The following is a 16,986-nucleotide window of genomic DNA, read 5'->3' on the forward strand; positions in this document are numbered from 1 at the left end:
TGTCCTTGCTTGCCGCTCGGTGCCGGAGCGCCGATTCCCCACGCAGTGGTGTCCCCGCCGCTGTACAGCTTCCAGCGACGCCTTCTCCGACGCGATCGACCTGGCTTTCAACTCTCCGGAGTTGCCGATGCAGGCCGGCGAGCGAACCCACGTGATGGTCGCGGTGTCGTTGGCGGACCTGAGGTCGGGCATCGGCCAGGCCATGCTCGGCAACACCGGAACCCTGCCCGACCCGGCTCCCGATCAAGCCGCCCTCGACACCGCACCCAAGGTCAGCGTCGGCCGCGCCGTGCTCGGTGACCTCGGCACCATCTCCGCCGCCGAAGCCCGCATCCACGCCTGCGACTGCACACTCATCCCCGCCGTCCTTGGCACCAAGAGCGAGCTTCTCGATCTCGGCCGCCGCCACCGCCTTGTCTCCACCCCACTCCGCCACGCGCTGTACCTGCGCGACCGCGGCTGCGCCTTCCCCGGCTGTAACCGCCCACCCCGCCACTGCTCAAGGGCCACCACATCCACCACTGGGCTGACGGCGGGCCGACCGAGCTGGGCAACCTGGTCCTCATGTGCGCCCACCACCACCGACTCCTGCACCGCTCCGGCTGGCAAGTCCGCATCGCCGCCGACGGCCTACCGGAGTTCCTGCCACCGGTGTTCCTGGACAAACGCCGAAAACCCCGGCGCAACAACCTGCACCAACCACTGCCATTCGCGGCGTGAACAAAACGGGAAAGGCCCGCAGCCAACCGGCTACGGGCCTACACCCACGCCCCGGCCACAGCAGCCCAAACAGCAGCACCAGTCACGATCGGCACCAACGAACCGCGCGACCAATGCCCGGCCGTGGCGGAACAGCCATCGCTACCCAGCGCGGCCGAGCCGGCTCGAGTCCTCAACGCCGAACAGCAGCCACCGCCGCCACGCACCGCACTCAACGGCGCACCGGCCACCCGCCAGGCAGCTACGACGAGCGGCATGCGTGCCACCCACGCCTAACCGTCCCAGACCGCCGCGCCCTGCCTCAGGACCTCGACGTCCGACTCCGACGACGCCGGCCACATCTCCACCACGTACCGGTAGTGCTCGCCGTACTCGTGGTCGTTCCAGTCGACTGGCGGCGGCCCGGCCGGGACGTACGAGACCCGGGCGCGGTACAAACCCGGCAGCACCGAAAAGAGCTTTTCCTGCGATGGGTAGTCCGCCGGACCGGAAATCACGAGTTTTCCGCTCGGAACCGGAAGATCCGCTTCCACCACGTGCTCCGCGGAAGGCGACAACGCGGGCGGTGCGGGAAGGAGCGTGATCGACGACTCCACCAGGTCGGACCTCGCCGTGGCGATCGCGAACCCGCCCGGCTCCACCCCGATCCGGTGGGATTCCACGGCGAGCGCGGTCCAGCCGCTTCCGTCCAGCCGGGAACCGGAGTCGCGCAACGAGAACTGCCGCTGGTCGGCGTGGACTACCAAATGCACACCAACCACCCTAGCCAGGACCCGCCCCGAAATGGTATCGACGCCGGGTTTAGCGTTGACGTCATGACCACTGCTTCCGTCGACGTCGACACGGCCCGCCGCGACTACGCGGCCCTGGTCGACCGCGGCCTCTCCCTCGACATCACCCGCGGCAAGCCCTCCCCGGAGCAGCTCGACCTCGCGAACGGCCTGCTGAACCTCCCCGGCGACGGCACCTTCAAGGCCGAGGACGGCACCGACGTCCGCAACTACGGCGGCCTCAAGGGCCTGCCGGAGCTGCGCCGCATCTTCGCGGGCGCCCTGCAGGTCCCGGCCGAGCAGCTGCTCGCCGCGGGCAACTCCAGCCTCGAGCTGATGCACGACGCCGTCGTCCAGGCGCTGCTGTCGAAGCTCCCCGGTGCCGAGCGCCGCTGGGCCGACGAGCCGACCCTGAAGTTCCTCGCCCCCGTCCCGGGCTACGACCGCCACTTCGCGCTCACCGAGCGCTTCGGCATCGAGCTGGTCCCGGTGCCGATGACCGACCAGGGCCCCGACATGGACGTCGTCGAGCGGCTCGTCGCCGAGGACAGCGCCGTCAAGGGCATCTGGTGCGTGCCGAAGTACAGCAACCCCACCGGCGTCACGTTCGGTGACGACGTCGTGCGGCGGCTCGCCAGCATGACCACCGCGGCGCCCGACTTCCGGATCTTCTGGGACAACGCCTACGCCGTGCACCACCTGACCGACGACGAGCCGGAGCTGGCCGACATCCTGGCCCTGGCCACCGAGGCAGGCAACGCCGACCGCGTGTTCGTCTTCGGCTCGACCTCGAAGATCACCTACGCCGGCGCCGGCGTCGGCTTCTTCGGCGCCTCCGAGGCCAACCTCGCCTGGTGGGTCGGCAACGTCGGCAAGCGCACCATCGGCCCGGACAAGGTCAACCAGCTGCGCCACGCCCTCTTCCTCAAGGACGAGGACGGCGTCCGCGCCCACATGCGCAAGCACGCCGAGATCATCGGCCCGAAGTTCGAGGCCGTCGACCGCATCCTCACCGAAGAGCTCTCCGACCTGGCGTCCTGGACCAAGCCGACTGGTGGGTACTTCGTGTCGCTGACCGTGCCCGAGGGCACCGCGAAGGAGGTCGTGCGGCTGGCGAAGGAGGCCGGTGTCGCGCTGACCCCCGCCGGGGCGACCCACCCGCACGGCGACGACCCGGCCGACGCGGTCATCCGCATCGCGCCGACGTTCCCGGTGCTCGCCGACGTCGAGGAGGCCGTCCGGGCGCTCGCCGTGTGCGTCCGGCTCGCCGCGGCCGAACGCTCCTGACCTGCGGAAACAAAAAGAGCAAGAACTTTTTCCCGATTTGACCGAGCCGGGGGCCGTCCGGGTACGTATGACCGGTGGGTGAGGTGGACGAACTCGTCACGAGAGGACGTCCCCCGGTGTTCGGAAAACGCTACACACAGCAGCTCGTCGAGCGCAGCGCGGAGAACGCGACCGACCGCCGCCGCTTCCTCAAGGCTGCGGGAGCGGCGGGGCTCGGCGTCGCGGGTGCCGGCGCGCTCGGTACCGCGCTGTCGCTGGGCCTCGGCTCGGCGGGCGCGACTTCGCAGTACCCGGAGCAGAACGCGCAGGACGCCGCCGCCAGCGACGCCGCGGTGCTGAACTTCGCGCTCAACCTGGAGTACCTCGAGGCGAACCTGTACTCGTTCGCCGTCTACGGCTACGGGCTGAACGAGAAGTACGTCAACGGCGTCGGCAACCTCGGCAAGGTCTCCGGCGGGCACGCCGTGAAGTTCAAGAGCGAGCACACCAAGCAGATCGTCCAGGAGATCGCCGGCGACGAGGTCGCCCACGTCACTTTCCTGCGCAAGGCGCTCGACAAGGCCGCCGTCGCGCAGCCGGAGATCGACTTCCAGAACAGCTTCACCGCCGCCATGCAGGCCGCCGGGGTCATCAAGGAAGGCCAGACCTTCGACCCGTTCGCGAGCGAGAACAACTTCCTGCTCGCCGCGTTCCTGTTCGAGGACGTCGGCGTGTCGGCTTACAAGGGCGCGGCGCCGCTGGTGAACAACAAGACGTTCCTCGACGCGGCGGCGGGCATCCTCGCGGTCGAGGCCTACCACGCGGGCATCGTGCGCGGGCAGCTGTTCGAACGCGGCCTCGGCGACATCACGAACAAGATCTCCGACGCCCGCGACAGCCTCGACGGCAAGGCCGACGACGACGAAGGCGTGCTCAAGGACGGCAAGGCGAACCTCGTCCCCGCGGACGCCAACGGCATCGCGTTCGGCCGCTCCGCCGACCGCGTGCTCAACATCGCCTACCTCAACCCGGACAAGGTCTCCTCGGGCGGCTTCTACCCGCGCGGCCTCAACGGCGACATCGCCACCAGTGGCGCCAAGGAGTGAGCGCCGCGTGCCGCCGTCACGGTAACGTCGTGAGCGGCGGCACGCGGAGTCCACGAGGGGGAGCACGGTGCGGGTACTGGTCGCGGGCGGCGGCGTCGCCGGCACGGTGACGGCGATGGCGATGAAGCTGGCCGGACACGATCCGGTGGTCTTCGAGGCCTACCCGGCCGGCGGGGAGGACGTCGGCGCGTTCCTCACGATCATGCACAACGGCATGGACGCCCTGCGCGCGATCGGCGCCGACCGGCCGGTGATCGACGCGTCCTTCGCCGCGTACGGCGTCGAGCTCGTCGCCGCGAACGGGGAGACCGTCGGGCGCAACGAGTTCGACACCGGCAGCGTCGACGGCCCGCGCACGCTGACCCGCGCGACGCTCTACCGCGTCCTGCAGGAGGAAGCCACGCGCCGGGGCGTGCCGCTCGAACGCGGGAAGCGGCTGGTGGGCGCCCGGACCGGCCCCCACGGCGTCACGGCCGAGTTCGCCGACGGCACCATCGAGACCGGAGACGTCCTCGTCGGCGCCGACGGCCTGCGCTCGGTCGTCCGGCGGCTGATCGACCCGGCGGCGGACGAGCCGCGCTACACCGGGCTGACCGTCGTCTACGGCTACACGCGCGCGCCCGGTTTGCCGTCGGCGCCCGGGATCTACCGGATGGTCCGCGGCAGCAAGGCCGCCTTCGGGTTCACCACCGACCCGGACGGCGCCACGTTCTGGTTCGCCCGCATCCCGGACACCGAGCGGTCCCGTGAGGACATCGCGGCCGTGACGCCGGCCGGCTGGCGCGAGTTCGCGCACGCGGCGTTCGCCGGGGAACCGTTGCCCTGCGCCGAAATCATCGCGGCCACGGGCGAGGAGGTGTTCGGCGACCACTCCTACGACCTCCCCGAGACGCGCGTCTGGTCGACGCCGGAGATGGTCCTGGCCGGCGACGCCGCGCACGCCGCGTCCCCGGCCGCCGCGCAGGGCGCGTCGATGGCGCTGGAGGACGGCGTGATCCTGGCGCAGTGCCTGCGCGACCTGCCGGATCCGGTGTCGGCTTTCGCGGCGTACGAAGGACTTCGGCGCGAGCGGGTCGAGAAGCTGGTCGCGTCGAGCGCCGGGAAGGACGTCGGCGAAAAGCCGGGCTGGGTCTACGCGCACCACATCGACTGGGACGCCGAGGTCACCGCGTAGCACCGGACCCGCTACGTGCCGCAGGAGTCGCGGACCACCAGTTTCGTCGGCAGGTGCACCGGATCCGGTGCCGTCCCGGTCTCGATCATCGCCAGCAGCGCTCCCGCCGCCGCGGTGCCGAAGCCCGGCTTGTCCTGGGCCACCGTCGTCAGCGCCGGGTCGACCAGGGACGCCACCTCGATGTCGTCGAAGCCCACCACGGCCAGGTCCGCCGGCACTCGCAGCCCGGCCGAGCGGGCCGCCAGCAGGGCGCCGACCGCCATCTCGTCGCTGGCCGCGAACACCGCCGTCGGCGGGTCCTTGCGGGCCAGCAGCCGCCGCATTCCGACGAACCCGCTCTCGCGATAGAAGTCCCCGGTGACCATGAAATCGTCGCGCGCCGCCAATCCGGCCTCGGCCAGTCCGCGCAGGTAGCCCTCGGTGCGGGCCGCGGCGGGGGCGTTGCCGCGCGGGCCGGTGATCGTCGCGATCCGGTCGTGGCCGAGCGCGGCCAGGTGCCGGACGGCTTCCGCCGCGCCGCCGGCGTTGTCCGAGGTCACGTAGGTCGCCCGCGGACCCGCCAGGGCCACGTCGACCGCGACGCACGGCAGCCCGGACTGGGCGAACGTGGCGAAAGCGTCCGCGTCGGTGCCGCTGTCGATCAGCACCAGCCCGGCCAGGTGGTGGCGCCGGGTCATGCTCACGTACGCGACCGGGTCGGCCAGCGACACGCCCGGGTTGCGGTCGCGCGCGTCGTCGCTCGTCGCGAGCATCAGCAGGTGGTAGCCGTGCGAGCTGAGCGCGGATTTGAGGCCGAGCAACAGGTCCTGCAGGAACGGGTGCCGCCAGCCGGGCCGCCGGTGGTCGGTGTCCCAGACCAGCCCGACCATCGCCGACTGCTGCCGCGACAGGGCCCGCGCCGACTCGTTCGGCGAGAAGTCGAGCTCCCGGGCGACGCGCTCGACGTGCTCGCGCGTCGTCGCGCTGACCGTGGCGGGGCGGTTGAACACCCGCGACACGGTCGCGACCGAAACCCCGCAGAGCTGGGCGATCTCGCGGGCGGTGACCATGGTGCCTCCTACAGCGCTTTCCGGGGGTTCGGGTGGCGGAGCCCCCGACCCGAGGCGAAGCCTCGGATGATGCAGCTGTAACCGGTTACATTCCTAGCACATGATCTCAGGCTGGGTAAATGCCGAGCCGCGTTACCAGTTTGTTACTTGACGAACACGTGCTGGGAGCGCTCTCATAGTCCCGCGTTTTCCGACCGGCCCGCAGAACAACGGAGATCTCATGCGCCCGAAAACGACAACCCGCCGGATCCGCTTGATCGCGGGGGTGGTGTGCGCCGGCCTGGCCGCGGTCACCGCGCTGAGCGCCTGCGGAAGCAGCGACGCCGGCAGCGGCGGGAAGGTCAAGCTCAGCCTCGGCCTCTTCGGCAACTTCGGCTACACCGACCTGATCAAGGAATACCAGGCGGCGCACCCGAACATCGAAATCACCGAGCGGACCGCGTCCTACTCCGACCACCACAAGAACCTCGCCGCGCACCTGGCCACCGGCGGCGGCGCCGCGGACATCGAAGCGATCGACACCGGGTACGTCGCCCAGTTCAAGGCGAACCCGGACAAGTTCGTCGACCTCAACACCGTCGGCGGCGACAAGCTCAAGGATCGCTGGCTGGCCTGGAAGTGGTCGGCTTCGCTGGCCAAGGGCGGGCAGCAGATCGGCTACGGCACCGACGTCGGCGGCCTGGCGATCTGCTACCGCCGCGACCTGTTCGAGAAGGCCCAGCTGCCCGCCGACCGCGACGCCGTCTCCGCGCTCTGGCCCACCTGGCAGGCGTTCTTCGAAACCGGTAAGCGCTTCCAGTCCAAGGCGCCGAACGGCGTCAAGTTCATGGACGGCGGCCCGACCGTGCTCAACGCGATCGTCGGCCAGGCGCCGGTCGGCTACTACGACCAGAGCGACCAGATCGTCGTCGGCAGCAACCCGGCGCTGCGCACTGGCTGGGACCAGGTCGTCGACGCCGTCAAGGCGAACCTCTCCGCCGGCCTGCTCTACAGCACGCCGACCTGGAACACCGGGTTCACGCAGGGCCAGTTCGCCACCGTCACCTGCCCCGCCTGGATGATGACCAAGATCAAGGACCAGGCGCCGGACACCGCGGGCAAGTGGGACATCGCCACCGTGCCCGGCGGGGGCGGCAACTGGGGCGGCTCGTACCTGACCGTGCCGAAGCAGGGCAAGCACACGAAGGAAGCCGCCGAGCTCGCCGCGTGGCTGACCGCGCCCGAGCAGCAGGCGAAGGTGTTCACCAGCAAGGGCCTGCTGCCCTCGACGCCGTCGCTCTACGACGACCCGAAGATCACCGGCTACACCAACTCGTTCTTCTCGGGCGCGCCGGTCGGCAAGCTCTTCACCGACGCCGCCAAGAAGCTGAACCCGCAGTACCAGGGCCCGAAGGCGGGCGACGTCCAGACGGAGTTCGGCAACGCGATGCAGCGCGTCGAGCAGGGCAAGCAGGACGGCGCGGCAGCCTGGCAGCAGCTGGTCGGTGACGTCGAAAAGCTCAAGTGATGGCTGGGGCGAAAACGCTGTCCTTCGCCGACCGGCGGCACAAGTGGGACGTCAAGCTGTCGCCGTTCGGCTTCATCAGCCCGTACTTCCTGATCTTCGGCGTCTTCGGGTTGTTCCCGCTGCTCTACACGGCTTTCGTGTCGCTGCAGAAGCGCAACCTGCTCGACGCCGAGGGCGCGACGTTCATCGGGTTCGGCAACTACGAGCAGCTGCTGTTCCACGACCCGTACTTCTGGAACTCGATGGGGAACACGGTCAGCCTGTGGCTGCTGACCACGATCCCGCAGATCCTGTTCGCGCTCGGCATCGCGCACCTGCTCAACCGCCGGCTGCGCGGGCGCACGATGTTCCGGATGGGGATGATCCTGCCGAACATCACCTCGGTGGCGGCGGTGACGATCATCTTCGCGCAGCTCTTCGGCCGGGACTTCGGGCTGGTGAACTGGGTGCTGAGCTGGTTCGGCGGCGGGCACGTCGACTGGCAGGCCGGCACGGCCAGCTCGCACACCGCCATCGCGGCGATGGTGGTGTGGCGCTGGACCGGCTACCACGCGCTGATCTTCCTGGCGTCGATGCAGGCGATCCCGTCGACCATGTACGAGGCCGCCACCCTCGACGGCGCGAAGGGGTGGCAGCAGTTCTGGCGGATCACCGTGCCGCTGCTGCGACCGCAGATCATCTTCTCGACGGTGATCGCGACGACCGGGAACATGCGGCTGCTCGCCGAGCCGCTGCTGTTCAACCCCGGCACGGCGGCGGCCACCGGCGGCTCGGACCGGCAGTTCCAGACCGCCGCGCTCTACCTCTACGAGCAGGGCTTCACCAAGTACGACTTCGGCTACAGCTCGGCGATCGCGCTGATCCTGGCCGTGGCCACGATGCTCGTCGCGGGCGTGTCGTACCTGGTGACCCGGCGCATCCAAACGGACTGAGGAGCCGACATGACCACCGTGCTGACCCCGGCGGCGCCCGCGCCGCCGGCGGCCCCCGGGCGGGCCCGGCGCCTCGTGCGCCGGGTCGCGAGCCCGTGGACCTACGCCGCGCTGATCGCGATCCTGGCCGGCTCGGCGTTCCCCGTGTACTGGTCGTTCGTCGTCTCCTCGCAGACGTCGGAGGCGGTCGGGAGCGTGCCGCCGGTCCTCGTGCCCGGCGGCCACCTGTTCGAGAACATCGCGCGGGTCTTCGACGAGACGGACTTCGCGCTGGCGCTCGGGAACTCGATCATCGTCGCGGGCACGATCACCGTGTCCGTCGTGCTGTTCTCGACGCTGGCCGGGTTCGCCTTCGCCAAGCTGAAGTTCCGCGGCCGCACCGTGCTGCTGCTCCTCGTGGTCGCCACCCAGGCGATCCCGACCGAGCTGGGCGTCGTGCCGCTCTACATGATGATGGCCGACTTCGGCTGGGCCGGGCAGCTGCAGGCGGTGATCGTGCCCGGCCTGGTCACCGCGTTCGGCGTGTTCTTCATGCGCCAGTACTTCGAGCGGGCCCTGCCGCTGGAACTGCTGGAAGCCGGGCGGATGGACGGCTGCAACTCACTGCGGCTGTTCTGGCACGTCGCGCTGCCGGCCGCCCGCCCGGCCGCGGCGGTGCTCGGGCTGTTCACGTTCATGCAGGCGTGGAACGACTTCTTCTGGCCGCTGGTCGTGCTGGTGCCGGAGAACCCGACCGTCCAAACCGCACTGTCCACCCTGGCCAGTGGCTACACCACCGACTACACGCTCGTGCTCACCGCCGCCACCATCGGCACCGTCCCCGTCCTGCTCGTGTTCCTGCTGTTCGGCCGCCAGATCGTCGGCGGCATCATGCAGGGCGCGCTCAAGGGCTGACCTCCCGGAGATCACCGTGACCACCAGTTTCCCGCCCGGCTTCCGCTGGGGCGTCGCCACCTCGGCGTTCCAGATCGAGGGCGCGACCCGATCCGACGGACGCGGACCGTCCATCTGGGACACCTTCGCGGCGGTCCCCGGCGCGGTGGCCGGGGGTGACACCGGCGAGCCCGCGGCGGACCACTACCGCCGCTGGCCCGCCGACCTCGGCCTGCTGAGCGACCTCGGCGTCGACTCCTACCGCTTTTCGGTGTCCTGGCCGCGGGTCCAGCCGGACGGCCGGCGCGCCGAACGCCGGGGGCTCGACTTCTACCGGCGGCTGGTGGAAGCCCTGCGGGAGCGGGACATCGAGCCGTTCCTCACGCTGTACCACTGGGACCTGCCGCAGGCCCTGGAGGACGAGGGCGGCTGGCGCTCCCGCGACACGGCGGCGCGCTTCGCCGAGTACGCGGTGCTGGTGCACGAGGAGCTCGGCGACGTCGTCGACCACTGGACGACGTTGAACGAGCCGTACCCGTGCGCGGTCGCGGGCTACGGCGAAGGGCGCCACGCGCCGGGCGCGCGGGAGGGCCACGGCGCGCTCGCCGCCGCCCACCACCTGCTGCTCGGCCACGGCCTGGCGGTGCGGGCGTTGCGGGCGCAGGCGCCGCCGCAGCACCAGTTCGGGATCGTGCTCAACCAGTCGCCCGCGGTGCCGGTGACGGACTCGGCCGCGGACGCCGCGGCGGCGGCCCGCCAGGACACCCTGCTGCGGCGCCAGTTCACCGACCCGCTGTTCGGCGGCCGGTACGCGCCGGGCCTGGTGGCGATGTTCGACGGCGTCTCCGACTTCTCGTTCCGCCACGACGGCGACCTGGAGACGATCGGCGTGCCCCTGGACTACCTGGGCGTGAACTACTACTACCGGCTGCACGTCGCGGACGCGCCCCACCGCGAGCCGGACCCGGCGCTGCGGACCGTGACCGACATCGGCGTGGACACCTCACGGCTGCCGGACGTCCCGCGCACGGGCATGGGCTGGCCGGTGGAGCCGGAGGGCCTCACCGAAGCCCTGGTCGGCCTGCACAACCGCTACCCGGGCCTGCCACCGCTGTACGTCACCGAGAACGGCTGCGTGTACACCGACCGGAGCGACTTCGCCGACTACGAGCGCATCTCGTTCCTGAGCGAGCACATCGAGGCGACGCGCGCGGCCGCGGCGGCGGGCGTGGACCTGCGGGGGTACTTCTGCTGGTCGCTGCTGGACAACTTCGAGTGGGCCCACGGCTACAAGCACCGGTTCGGCCTGGTGCACGTGGACTACGCGACGCAGGAGCGCACGCCCCGGGCCAGTTTCCGCTGGTACCGCGACCACATCGCCACCCAGCGGCTCGGCTGACTACTGCCCGCATGCTCCTGCGCAAATCCGCGCTCCGGGATGCATGCGGGATTCGCTGAACATATTTTCTTCGGCACTCTTCAGGCTGTGAACTTCGGCCCTATCATCATCTGATGCTTCTGCGACAGTGGCGGAAACCAGGAGGAGCGCGGGACTTTTCGCGATGGACGAGCCGAAAGAGAATCCTTGGTAGGTTGCGGAAAAAGATTCTTGTTGACCATCCGGGGGACGAAGTTGCCTCCCGGGTCCTGGCCAGAGTGCGGGCTTGGGAAGCCATGTCGAGTCTGACCAGCTTCACATGTGCGATAATCTTCTACTGGATGCTAGCTGTGGTGGTATTCTCGCCATACGGCCAGTTCGATTGGGATGTCTACATAGTTTTTTACTCGATCTTCATCGGCATCCCGCTCGTATTAGGCACCTGGTTGTTTAGGACATTCATTGCGCGACACTATCTGTATCGTCTGACCAGCGACTTGACTGACATCCTCGTCGAACTGACGCGGTTGCAGTGGCTGTGCTGCGCCGAGGTGGCGACGTCGCGTCGCGCTCGACGTTATTACCTTCGCATCGAGAAGTCGAAGCACCGCTTGCAAAATTCGATTGGGTACTACGGCTCGGCCTTCAGCAGGCTTCGCGGCATGGCTGTCGACGACACGGAGTCTTCCGCTTGGTACTTCAGCCGGTGGATTTCCTGGGTGAGTCAGGACTGCCTCGACAGCTACCGGCTGTCCGAAGCCAGCAAAGCGGCGTCTGCGCTCCTCGTCCATACGACGAGGACACGACCGTATCTGCCGCCGCCGTTGTCCGAGCCGCCCAGGGATGCGCTCTTGATCAAAGTGCCGAGGTGGCAGTTAATATCGAGGCTGGTCGGCGCGGTGGCGAGTCCGCTGGGTCTCGGCTTGATCGCCTTGGCAGCAGCCGTGACGACCGCCACCGCGAAACTGATGTAGTAGCCCTCTGGGAGAGCCGTGTGGGGCACCTTCAGGGACTTTGAAGCCCCTCAAGGTGCCCCTCACGGCATTCGGCTACTTCTTGTAGAGGCTCTCGATGTCGGTGGCGTAGTTCTTCGTGACCACGTTGCGCTTCAGCTTCAGGCTCGGCGTGATCTCGCCGCCCTGCTCGGTGAAGTCGTTGGCCAGCACCGTGAACTTCTTGATCGCCTCGGCCTTGGACACCTGCTTGTTGGCCTCGTCGACGGCGGCCTGGATCTCCGCGAGCAGGTCGGCGTCGGTGGCCAGGTCCGCGACCGTGGCGGCAGCCGGCTTGCCGTGCTGGGACTTCCAGGACGGGAAGTACTCCTCGTCCACCGTCACCAGCGCCGCGATGAACGGGCGCTGGTCGCCGACCACCATGGCCTGGCTGACCAGCGGGGCCGCCTTGATCGTGTCCTCGAGGCCGGACGGGGCGACGTTCTTGCCGCCCGCCGTCACGATGATCTCCTTCTTGCGGCCGGTGATCTTGAGGAAGCCGTCGGCGTCGAGCTCGCCCAGGTCGCCGGTGTGGAACCAGCCGTCGGTGAGGGACTCGGCCGTCGCCTGCGGGTTGTTGTAGTACGCCTGGAAGACGACGTCGCCCTTGAGCAGCACTTCGCCGTCGTCGGCGATGCGGACCGACGTGCCGTTGACCGGCTTGCCGACCGTGCCGACGCGGAACGCCGTCTGGGTGTTGACGTTCGCCGCCGCGGACGTCTCGGTCAGGCCGTAGCCCTCGAACACCGGGACGCCGATGCCGCGGAAGAAGTGCGCCAGCCGCGCGCCGAGCGGGGCACCGCCGGACACCGCCGCGACGCAGCGGCCGCCGAGGGCCGCGCGCAGCTTGCCGTAGACGAGCTTGTCGAACACCAGGTGCTTGGCCTTCAGGCCGAGCCCGGCGCCGCCCTTGTCCTGCGCCTCGCTGTAGGCGACCGCGACCGCCTCGGCGGCGTCGAAGATCTTGCCCTTGCCGTCGCCGTGGGCCTTCTGCTTCGCCGAGTTGTAGACCTTCTCGAACACACGCGGCACCGCGACGACGAACGTCGGCCGGAACGTGCCCAGGTCGGCGACCAGGTTCTTGACGTCCGGGGTGTGCCCGAGGGTGACGCGCGCGGACAGCGCGGTCACGGCGATCGCGCGGGCCAGCACGTGCGCCAGCGGGAGGAACACCAGCAGCGAGTTGCCCTGCTCCATGAGCTGCGGGAACGCCTCGATGTCGGCGCGGATCTCGGCCAGCAGGTTGCGGTGGGTCAGCTCGACGCCCTTGGGGCGGCCGGTGGTGCCCGAGGTGTAGACGATCGTGGCGAGCTCGCCCGCGCTCACCTCGCGGCGGCGTGCGTGCAGCTCGTCGTCGGAGAGCTGCGCGCCGATCGCGGACAGCTCTTCGACGGCGGGGGAGTCGCCCTCGATCTGCCACGTGTGGTCCAGCTCGGTGAGCCGGTCCCGGATCTCCTCGACCGCCGCGGCGTGGGCGTTCGTCTCGACGAAGACGCCCTTCGCGGCCGAGTCGGAGAGGATCCAGTACACCTGTTCGGGGGAGGACGTGTCGTAGATCGGCACCGTGACCGCGCCCGCCGCCCAGATCGCGAAGTCGATCAGCGTCCACTCGTAGCGGGTCTTGGACATGATGGCGACGCGGTCGCCGCGGCCGATCCCGGCCTGGGCCAGGCCCTTGGCCACCGCCAGCACCTGGCCGGCGAACTCCTTGGCCGTGACGTCCAGCCAGGTTCCGTCGACCTGGCGGCGGAAGCTCACCACGTCCGAGAACCGCTCGGCGTTCGCCCAGACGACATCGGACATGTTCTCGTCGTCGGCCACCGGCTTGCCGGCGGGAGCGCTGTATTCGCGCACGTGGACCTCCGTGTTCAACGCGTGCGGCGGGCGACACCGCTGTTACCCGCCAGTCAACTTAGCGTGGTGAGCACCTTAAGACCATGCTGATCGCCGTCGCACGGCGAGGGCGTGACATTCTTCGCACGTGAACGCGCCACCCTCACTCGACATCGTCGACGAGACGTTCCTCGCCGTTCCGCCGGCCACCGTGGCCGCGGTCTTCGCCGCACCGGCGTCCTGGCGGCGCTACTGGCCCGACCTGGTCCTCGAGGTCTACACCGACCGGGGGGACAAAGGTCTGCGCTGGACCGTGCGGGGCGCGCTCGTCGGTACGATGGAGGTCTGGCTCGAGCCGGTGCTCGACGGCACCCTGCTGCACTACTTCCTGCGGGCGACCCCCGCCGACGCGGCCGGGACGCCCCGGGAGCTGGCGCCACGCGACCTGCGCCGGGAGTTCGACCGGCGGGCCCGCGCGGCGAAGGAGATCGCGCTCGGGCTCAAGGAGATCCTGGAGGACGGGCGCGAGCCCGGCGTTCCTCCGCGCGGCGAGGGCAGTGACGGCAAAAGCTAGGGGGACCAGGGGTGCGGGTACACGTCGTCTCGGACGTGCACGGCAACGCGGACGCGCTGAAGCGGGCCGGTGAAGGGGCCGACGCGCTGGTCGTGCTCGGCGACCTGCTGGACTTCGTCGACTACCGGGAGCACGACAAGGGCATCATGGGCGCCCTGTTCGGCGCCGAGAAGGTGGGCGAGTTCGCCCGCCTGCGGCGTGAGGGCACCCGTGACGAAACCGTTGCCTACTCGCGGACGCTCTGGGCGAGCCTCGACGACCCGGCCGGCGCCGTCGACGAGGCCATCCGCACCCAGTACGCGGCGCTCTTCGCGGCGATGACCGCGCCCACCTACGCCACCCCCGGCAACGTCGACACCCCGGCGTTGTGGCCCGAGTTCGCCGGCGAGGGCATCCGGGTGCTCGACGGCGAGGTGGCCGAGATCGGCGGCCTGCGGTTCGGGTTCGTCGGCGGCGCGCTGCTGCCCGACGGCGTCGTCCCGCGCCGCCGCAAGGGCGCCGCGTGGCGCCCCTACCTGCGAGATCGCGAGGACTACGACCGCAGCGTGGCCGCGCTGACCGAGGTCGACGTCCTCTGCACGCACGGCCCGCCGGCGCTGCCCGAGCTGACCTACGACGTCGTGGCGCGCCGCAGCGAGATCGGCTCGACCGCGCTGCTGGAGCTGATCCGCGCCCAGCGGCCGCGCTGGTCGGTGTTCGGGCACGTGCACCAGCCCCTGGCGCCCCGCGCCCGGGTCGGCCGGACCGAGTGCCGTAACGTCGGTCACTTCAAGGAGACCGGGCAGCCGTACGTGCTGCGCTGGTGACCGACCGCGGCGGCTACGCTTCGTCCATGGCCGAGCAGTCCACACAGTCCATCGAGGTCGACGCCGAGCCCAGCCGGGTGATGGCCGTGATCGCCGACTTCCCCGCGTACCCGGAATGGGCCAAGGCGGTCCGGCAGACCGAGGTCCTCGACACCGACGACGACGGGCGCGCCAAGCAGGTCAAGCTCACCCTCGACGCGGGCCCGATCAAGGACGTCTACACCCTCGAGTACGACTGGGACGGCGACGGCCTCGGCGTCAGCTGGCACCTGGTCAAGGGCCAGATGCAAAAGGCGCAGAACGGCCGCTACGCGCTGGAGGACCTCGGCGGCCGGACGCGGGTCACCTACACCCTGTCGGTCGAGCTGGCGCTGCCGATGATCGGCCTGCTGCGCCGCAAGGCCGAGAAGATGGTCATGGACACCGCGCTCAAGGAGCTGAAGAAGCGGGCCGAGGGGTAGCCGCGTGCGGATCCTGCTGTTCACCGGCAAGGGGGGTGTCGGGAAGACGACGCTGGCCGCCGCCACCGGCGCCGCCCTGGCCGCCCGCGGCAGGAAGACCCTCGTCGTGTCCACCGACCCGGCGCACTCGCTCGGCGACGCCTTCGGCCACCCCCTCGGCGCCGAACCGTCCGAAGTGGACGCTCTCCTTTCCGCCGTCCAGATCGACTCGCGGACGCTGGTGGACACCTCCTGGCACCGGCTGCGCGCCGAGCTGCAGAGCGCCCTGGCCGGCGCGGGACTCGACACCCTGGACGCCGAAGAGCTCACCGTGCTCCCCGGCGTCGACGAGCTGCTCGCCCTCACCGAAGTCCGCCGGCTGGCCGAAGCCGGGCCGTGGGAGACCATCGTCGTCGACTGCGGGCCGACGGCCGAGACGCTGCGGCTGCTCGCCCTGCCCGAAGCCATCTCCGGCTACCTGACCCGCGTGTTCAGCCGCCGCGTCTCGGAGTCCGTGCGCCGGCTCGGCACGCACCTGGACGGCCTGCGCGCGCTGCTGACCGAGCCGTCGGTCACCACGGTCCGGCTGGTGCTGACGCCGGAGCGGGTGGTCGTCGCCGAAGCGCGGCGCACGCTCAGCTCCCTGGCGCTGCGCGGGATCGCCGTCGACGGGCTGATCGCCAACCGGCTGATGCCCGCCCCCGGGTTCTGGCGCGGCGGCGCCGGGTCGTGGCTGCGCATCCGCCGGACGCAGCAGGACGCCGTGCTGGCCGAGCTCGCCGGTGCCGGGTTCACGGCGGTGTCGCGCGTCGAGCACCGCGCCGCCGAACCGGTCGGGCTGCCCGCGCTGCTGGAGATCGCCGCCGAGCTCTACCGCGACGGCGACCCCCTCGACGGCGATGGCACTCCGGTCACCCCGCTGCTGCGGGTCCGCCCGGCGCCGGACGGGTACACGCTGCGCATCGCGATCCCGCTCTCCCGGGACGCCGAGGTCGACCTCGCCCGCGTCGACGACGACCTGGCGATCACCGTGGACGGCTTCCGCAGGCTCATCGCCCTGCCGGAGTCGCTGCGGCCGTGCCGGATCACCGGCGCGGAATCCGACGCCGACGGCCTGGTCGTGAACCTGGCCGGGAACCGGGGACGCGGGTGAGCGAAGAGGACGAGACGGCCGGACCGCGGCTCGCGGAGGAGATCCGCCTGCTCGCGGAGATGGTGGTGGAGAAGGCGGCGCCGTGGCTCGAAGGCGTCGTCGCGGCCGGTCACGGGGACCCTGACCAGGCGAAACCGGACGGCTCGGCGTGCGGCTGGTGCCCGCTGTGTGCGATCGTCGCGGTGGTGCGGGGTGAACGTCCGGAGTTCGCCGCGAAGCTGCTGGAACAGCTGGCGCAGCTCGTGGCGTTGCTCCGAGCGGTGCTCGCGGACCGCTGGGAGCCGGACGAGGGCGTGCACATGCCCGGGTTCCGGCCCGCGCCGCGGCCACCGGCGGACGCTTCGGTGCCGGTGCGGGTACAGCACATCGCCGTCCGCCGGCGCGACGAGTGGGAGAGCTGAGTGCGGACGATA

At 70.3% G+C, this 16,986-nt stretch carries 16 protein-coding genes and 1 pseudogene; 14 read left to right on the top strand and 3 right to left on the bottom strand.

The features are described 5' to 3' along the window. Positions 1–112: 112 nt before the first annotated feature. A pseudogene (locus tag AB0M83_RS27335) lies at positions 113–720 on the top strand (HNH endonuclease signature motif containing protein); the annotation flags it as partial. A gap of 272 nt (positions 721–992) precedes the next feature. On the opposite strand, the gene AB0M83_RS27340 reads toward AB0M83_RS27335, so the two are convergent. After that, positions 993–1,472, bottom strand: coding sequence for a hypothetical protein (locus tag AB0M83_RS27340; RefSeq protein WP_364521228.1), 480 nt, complete (start codon positions 1,470–1,472; stop codon positions 993–995). A 63-nt stretch (positions 1,473–1,535) separates the two neighbouring features. Here AB0M83_RS27340 and AB0M83_RS27345 point away from each other — a divergent pair, with 63 nt between their 5' ends. From AB0M83_RS27345 to AB0M83_RS27355, 3 genes are all read left to right on the top strand, one after another. Further along, positions 1,536–2,777 (top strand): aminotransferase class I/II-fold pyridoxal phosphate-dependent enzyme, encoded by a 1,242-nt coding sequence (locus AB0M83_RS27345; RefSeq protein ID WP_364521229.1) that lies wholly within the window; start codon positions 1,536–1,538, stop codon positions 2,775–2,777. A gap of 116 nt (positions 2,778–2,893) precedes the next feature. Then, entirely contained in the window at positions 2,894–3,862 is a 969-nt protein-coding gene (locus tag AB0M83_RS27350) for a ferritin-like domain-containing protein (protein ID WP_285483367.1), read from the top strand. 67 nt (positions 3,863–3,929) lie between these two features. After that, positions 3,930–5,036 carry an NAD(P)/FAD-dependent oxidoreductase gene (locus tag AB0M83_RS27355; protein WP_364521230.1) on the top strand — a complete coding sequence of 369 codons (1,107 nt, stop codon included), beginning with the start codon at positions 3,930–3,932 and terminating at the stop codon, positions 5,034–5,036. 11 nt (positions 5,037–5,047) lie between these two features. Here the strand turns inward: AB0M83_RS27355 and AB0M83_RS27360 are convergent, their stop codons facing one another. After that, a complete protein-coding gene (locus AB0M83_RS27360) occupies positions 5,048–6,085 on the bottom strand; it encodes a LacI family DNA-binding transcriptional regulator (RefSeq protein ID WP_364521231.1) in 1,038 nt (345 codons plus the stop codon). A gap of 220 nt (positions 6,086–6,305) precedes the next feature. Between AB0M83_RS27360 and AB0M83_RS27365 the strand changes: the two genes are divergently transcribed. The 5 genes from AB0M83_RS27365 (at position 6,306) to AB0M83_RS27385 (ending at position 11,749) form a co-directional block, all read left to right on the top strand. Then, a complete protein-coding gene (locus AB0M83_RS27365; protein ID WP_364521232.1) occupies positions 6,306–7,592 on the top strand; it encodes an ABC transporter substrate-binding protein in 1,287 nt (428 codons plus the stop codon). Beyond that, a complete protein-coding gene (locus tag AB0M83_RS27370) occupies positions 7,592–8,524 on the top strand; it encodes a sugar ABC transporter permease (RefSeq protein ID WP_364521233.1) in 933 nt (310 codons plus the stop codon). Before AB0M83_RS27365 ends, AB0M83_RS27370 begins: the two co-directional genes overlap by 1 nt. Positions 8,525–8,533: 9 nt before the next feature. Beyond that, on the top strand, positions 8,534–9,418 hold the full coding sequence (locus AB0M83_RS27375) for a carbohydrate ABC transporter permease (RefSeq protein ID WP_364521234.1): 885 nt from the start codon (positions 8,534–8,536) through the stop codon (positions 9,416–9,418). Positions 9,419–9,434: 16 nt separating this feature from the next. Next, the gene (locus tag AB0M83_RS27380; RefSeq protein WP_364521235.1) at positions 9,435–10,796 is read left to right on the top strand and encodes a GH1 family beta-glucosidase; all 1,362 of its coding nucleotides are present in this window, start codon (positions 9,435–9,437) and stop codon (positions 10,794–10,796) included. Positions 10,797–11,116: 320 nt separating this feature from the next. After that, positions 11,117–11,749, top strand: a complete 633-nt coding sequence (locus tag AB0M83_RS27385; RefSeq protein WP_364521236.1) for a hypothetical protein — start codon at positions 11,117–11,119, stop codon at positions 11,747–11,749. A 75-nt stretch (positions 11,750–11,824) separates the two neighbouring features. Here the strand turns inward: AB0M83_RS27385 and AB0M83_RS27390 are convergent, their stop codons facing one another. Further along, complete coding sequence (locus AB0M83_RS27390) at positions 11,825–13,621, bottom strand: long-chain fatty acid--CoA ligase (RefSeq protein WP_364521237.1); 1,797 nt, start codon at positions 13,619–13,621, stop codon at positions 11,825–11,827. 127 nt (positions 13,622–13,748) lie between these two features. Here AB0M83_RS27390 and AB0M83_RS27395 point away from each other — a divergent pair, with 127 nt between their 5' ends. Genes AB0M83_RS27395 through AB0M83_RS27415 form a run of 5 tightly spaced genes read left to right on the top strand, consistent with a single transcriptional unit; the run spans position 13,749 to position 16,974 of the window. After that, the gene (locus AB0M83_RS27395; RefSeq protein ID WP_364521238.1) at positions 13,749–14,174 is read left to right on the top strand and encodes a polyketide cyclase / dehydrase and lipid transport; all 426 of its coding nucleotides are present in this window, start codon (positions 13,749–13,751) and stop codon (positions 14,172–14,174) included. Positions 14,175–14,185: 11 nt separating this feature from the next. After that, positions 14,186–14,980 (top strand): metallophosphoesterase, encoded by a 795-nt coding sequence (locus AB0M83_RS27400; protein ID WP_364521239.1) that lies wholly within the window; start codon positions 14,186–14,188, stop codon positions 14,978–14,980. Positions 14,981–15,006: 26 nt separating this feature from the next. Further along, positions 15,007–15,441 (top strand): SRPBCC family protein, encoded by a 435-nt coding sequence (locus AB0M83_RS27405; protein ID WP_364521240.1) that lies wholly within the window; start codon positions 15,007–15,009, stop codon positions 15,439–15,441. A 4-nt stretch (positions 15,442–15,445) separates the two neighbouring features. Beyond that, the gene (locus AB0M83_RS27410; protein ID WP_364521241.1) at positions 15,446–16,573 is read left to right on the top strand and encodes an ArsA family ATPase; all 1,128 of its coding nucleotides are present in this window, start codon (positions 15,446–15,448) and stop codon (positions 16,571–16,573) included. Beyond that, positions 16,570–16,974 (top strand): hypothetical protein, encoded by a 405-nt coding sequence (locus tag AB0M83_RS27415; protein ID WP_364521242.1) that lies wholly within the window; start codon positions 16,570–16,572, stop codon positions 16,972–16,974. The genes AB0M83_RS27410 and AB0M83_RS27415 overlap by 4 nt, the downstream gene beginning before the upstream one ends. Positions 16,975–16,986: the final 12 nt, after the last annotated feature.

The organism is Amycolatopsis sp. NPDC051106 (assembly GCF_040682775.1).
Taxonomy (GTDB): domain Bacteria; phylum Actinomycetota; class Actinomycetes; order Mycobacteriales; family Pseudonocardiaceae; genus Amycolatopsis.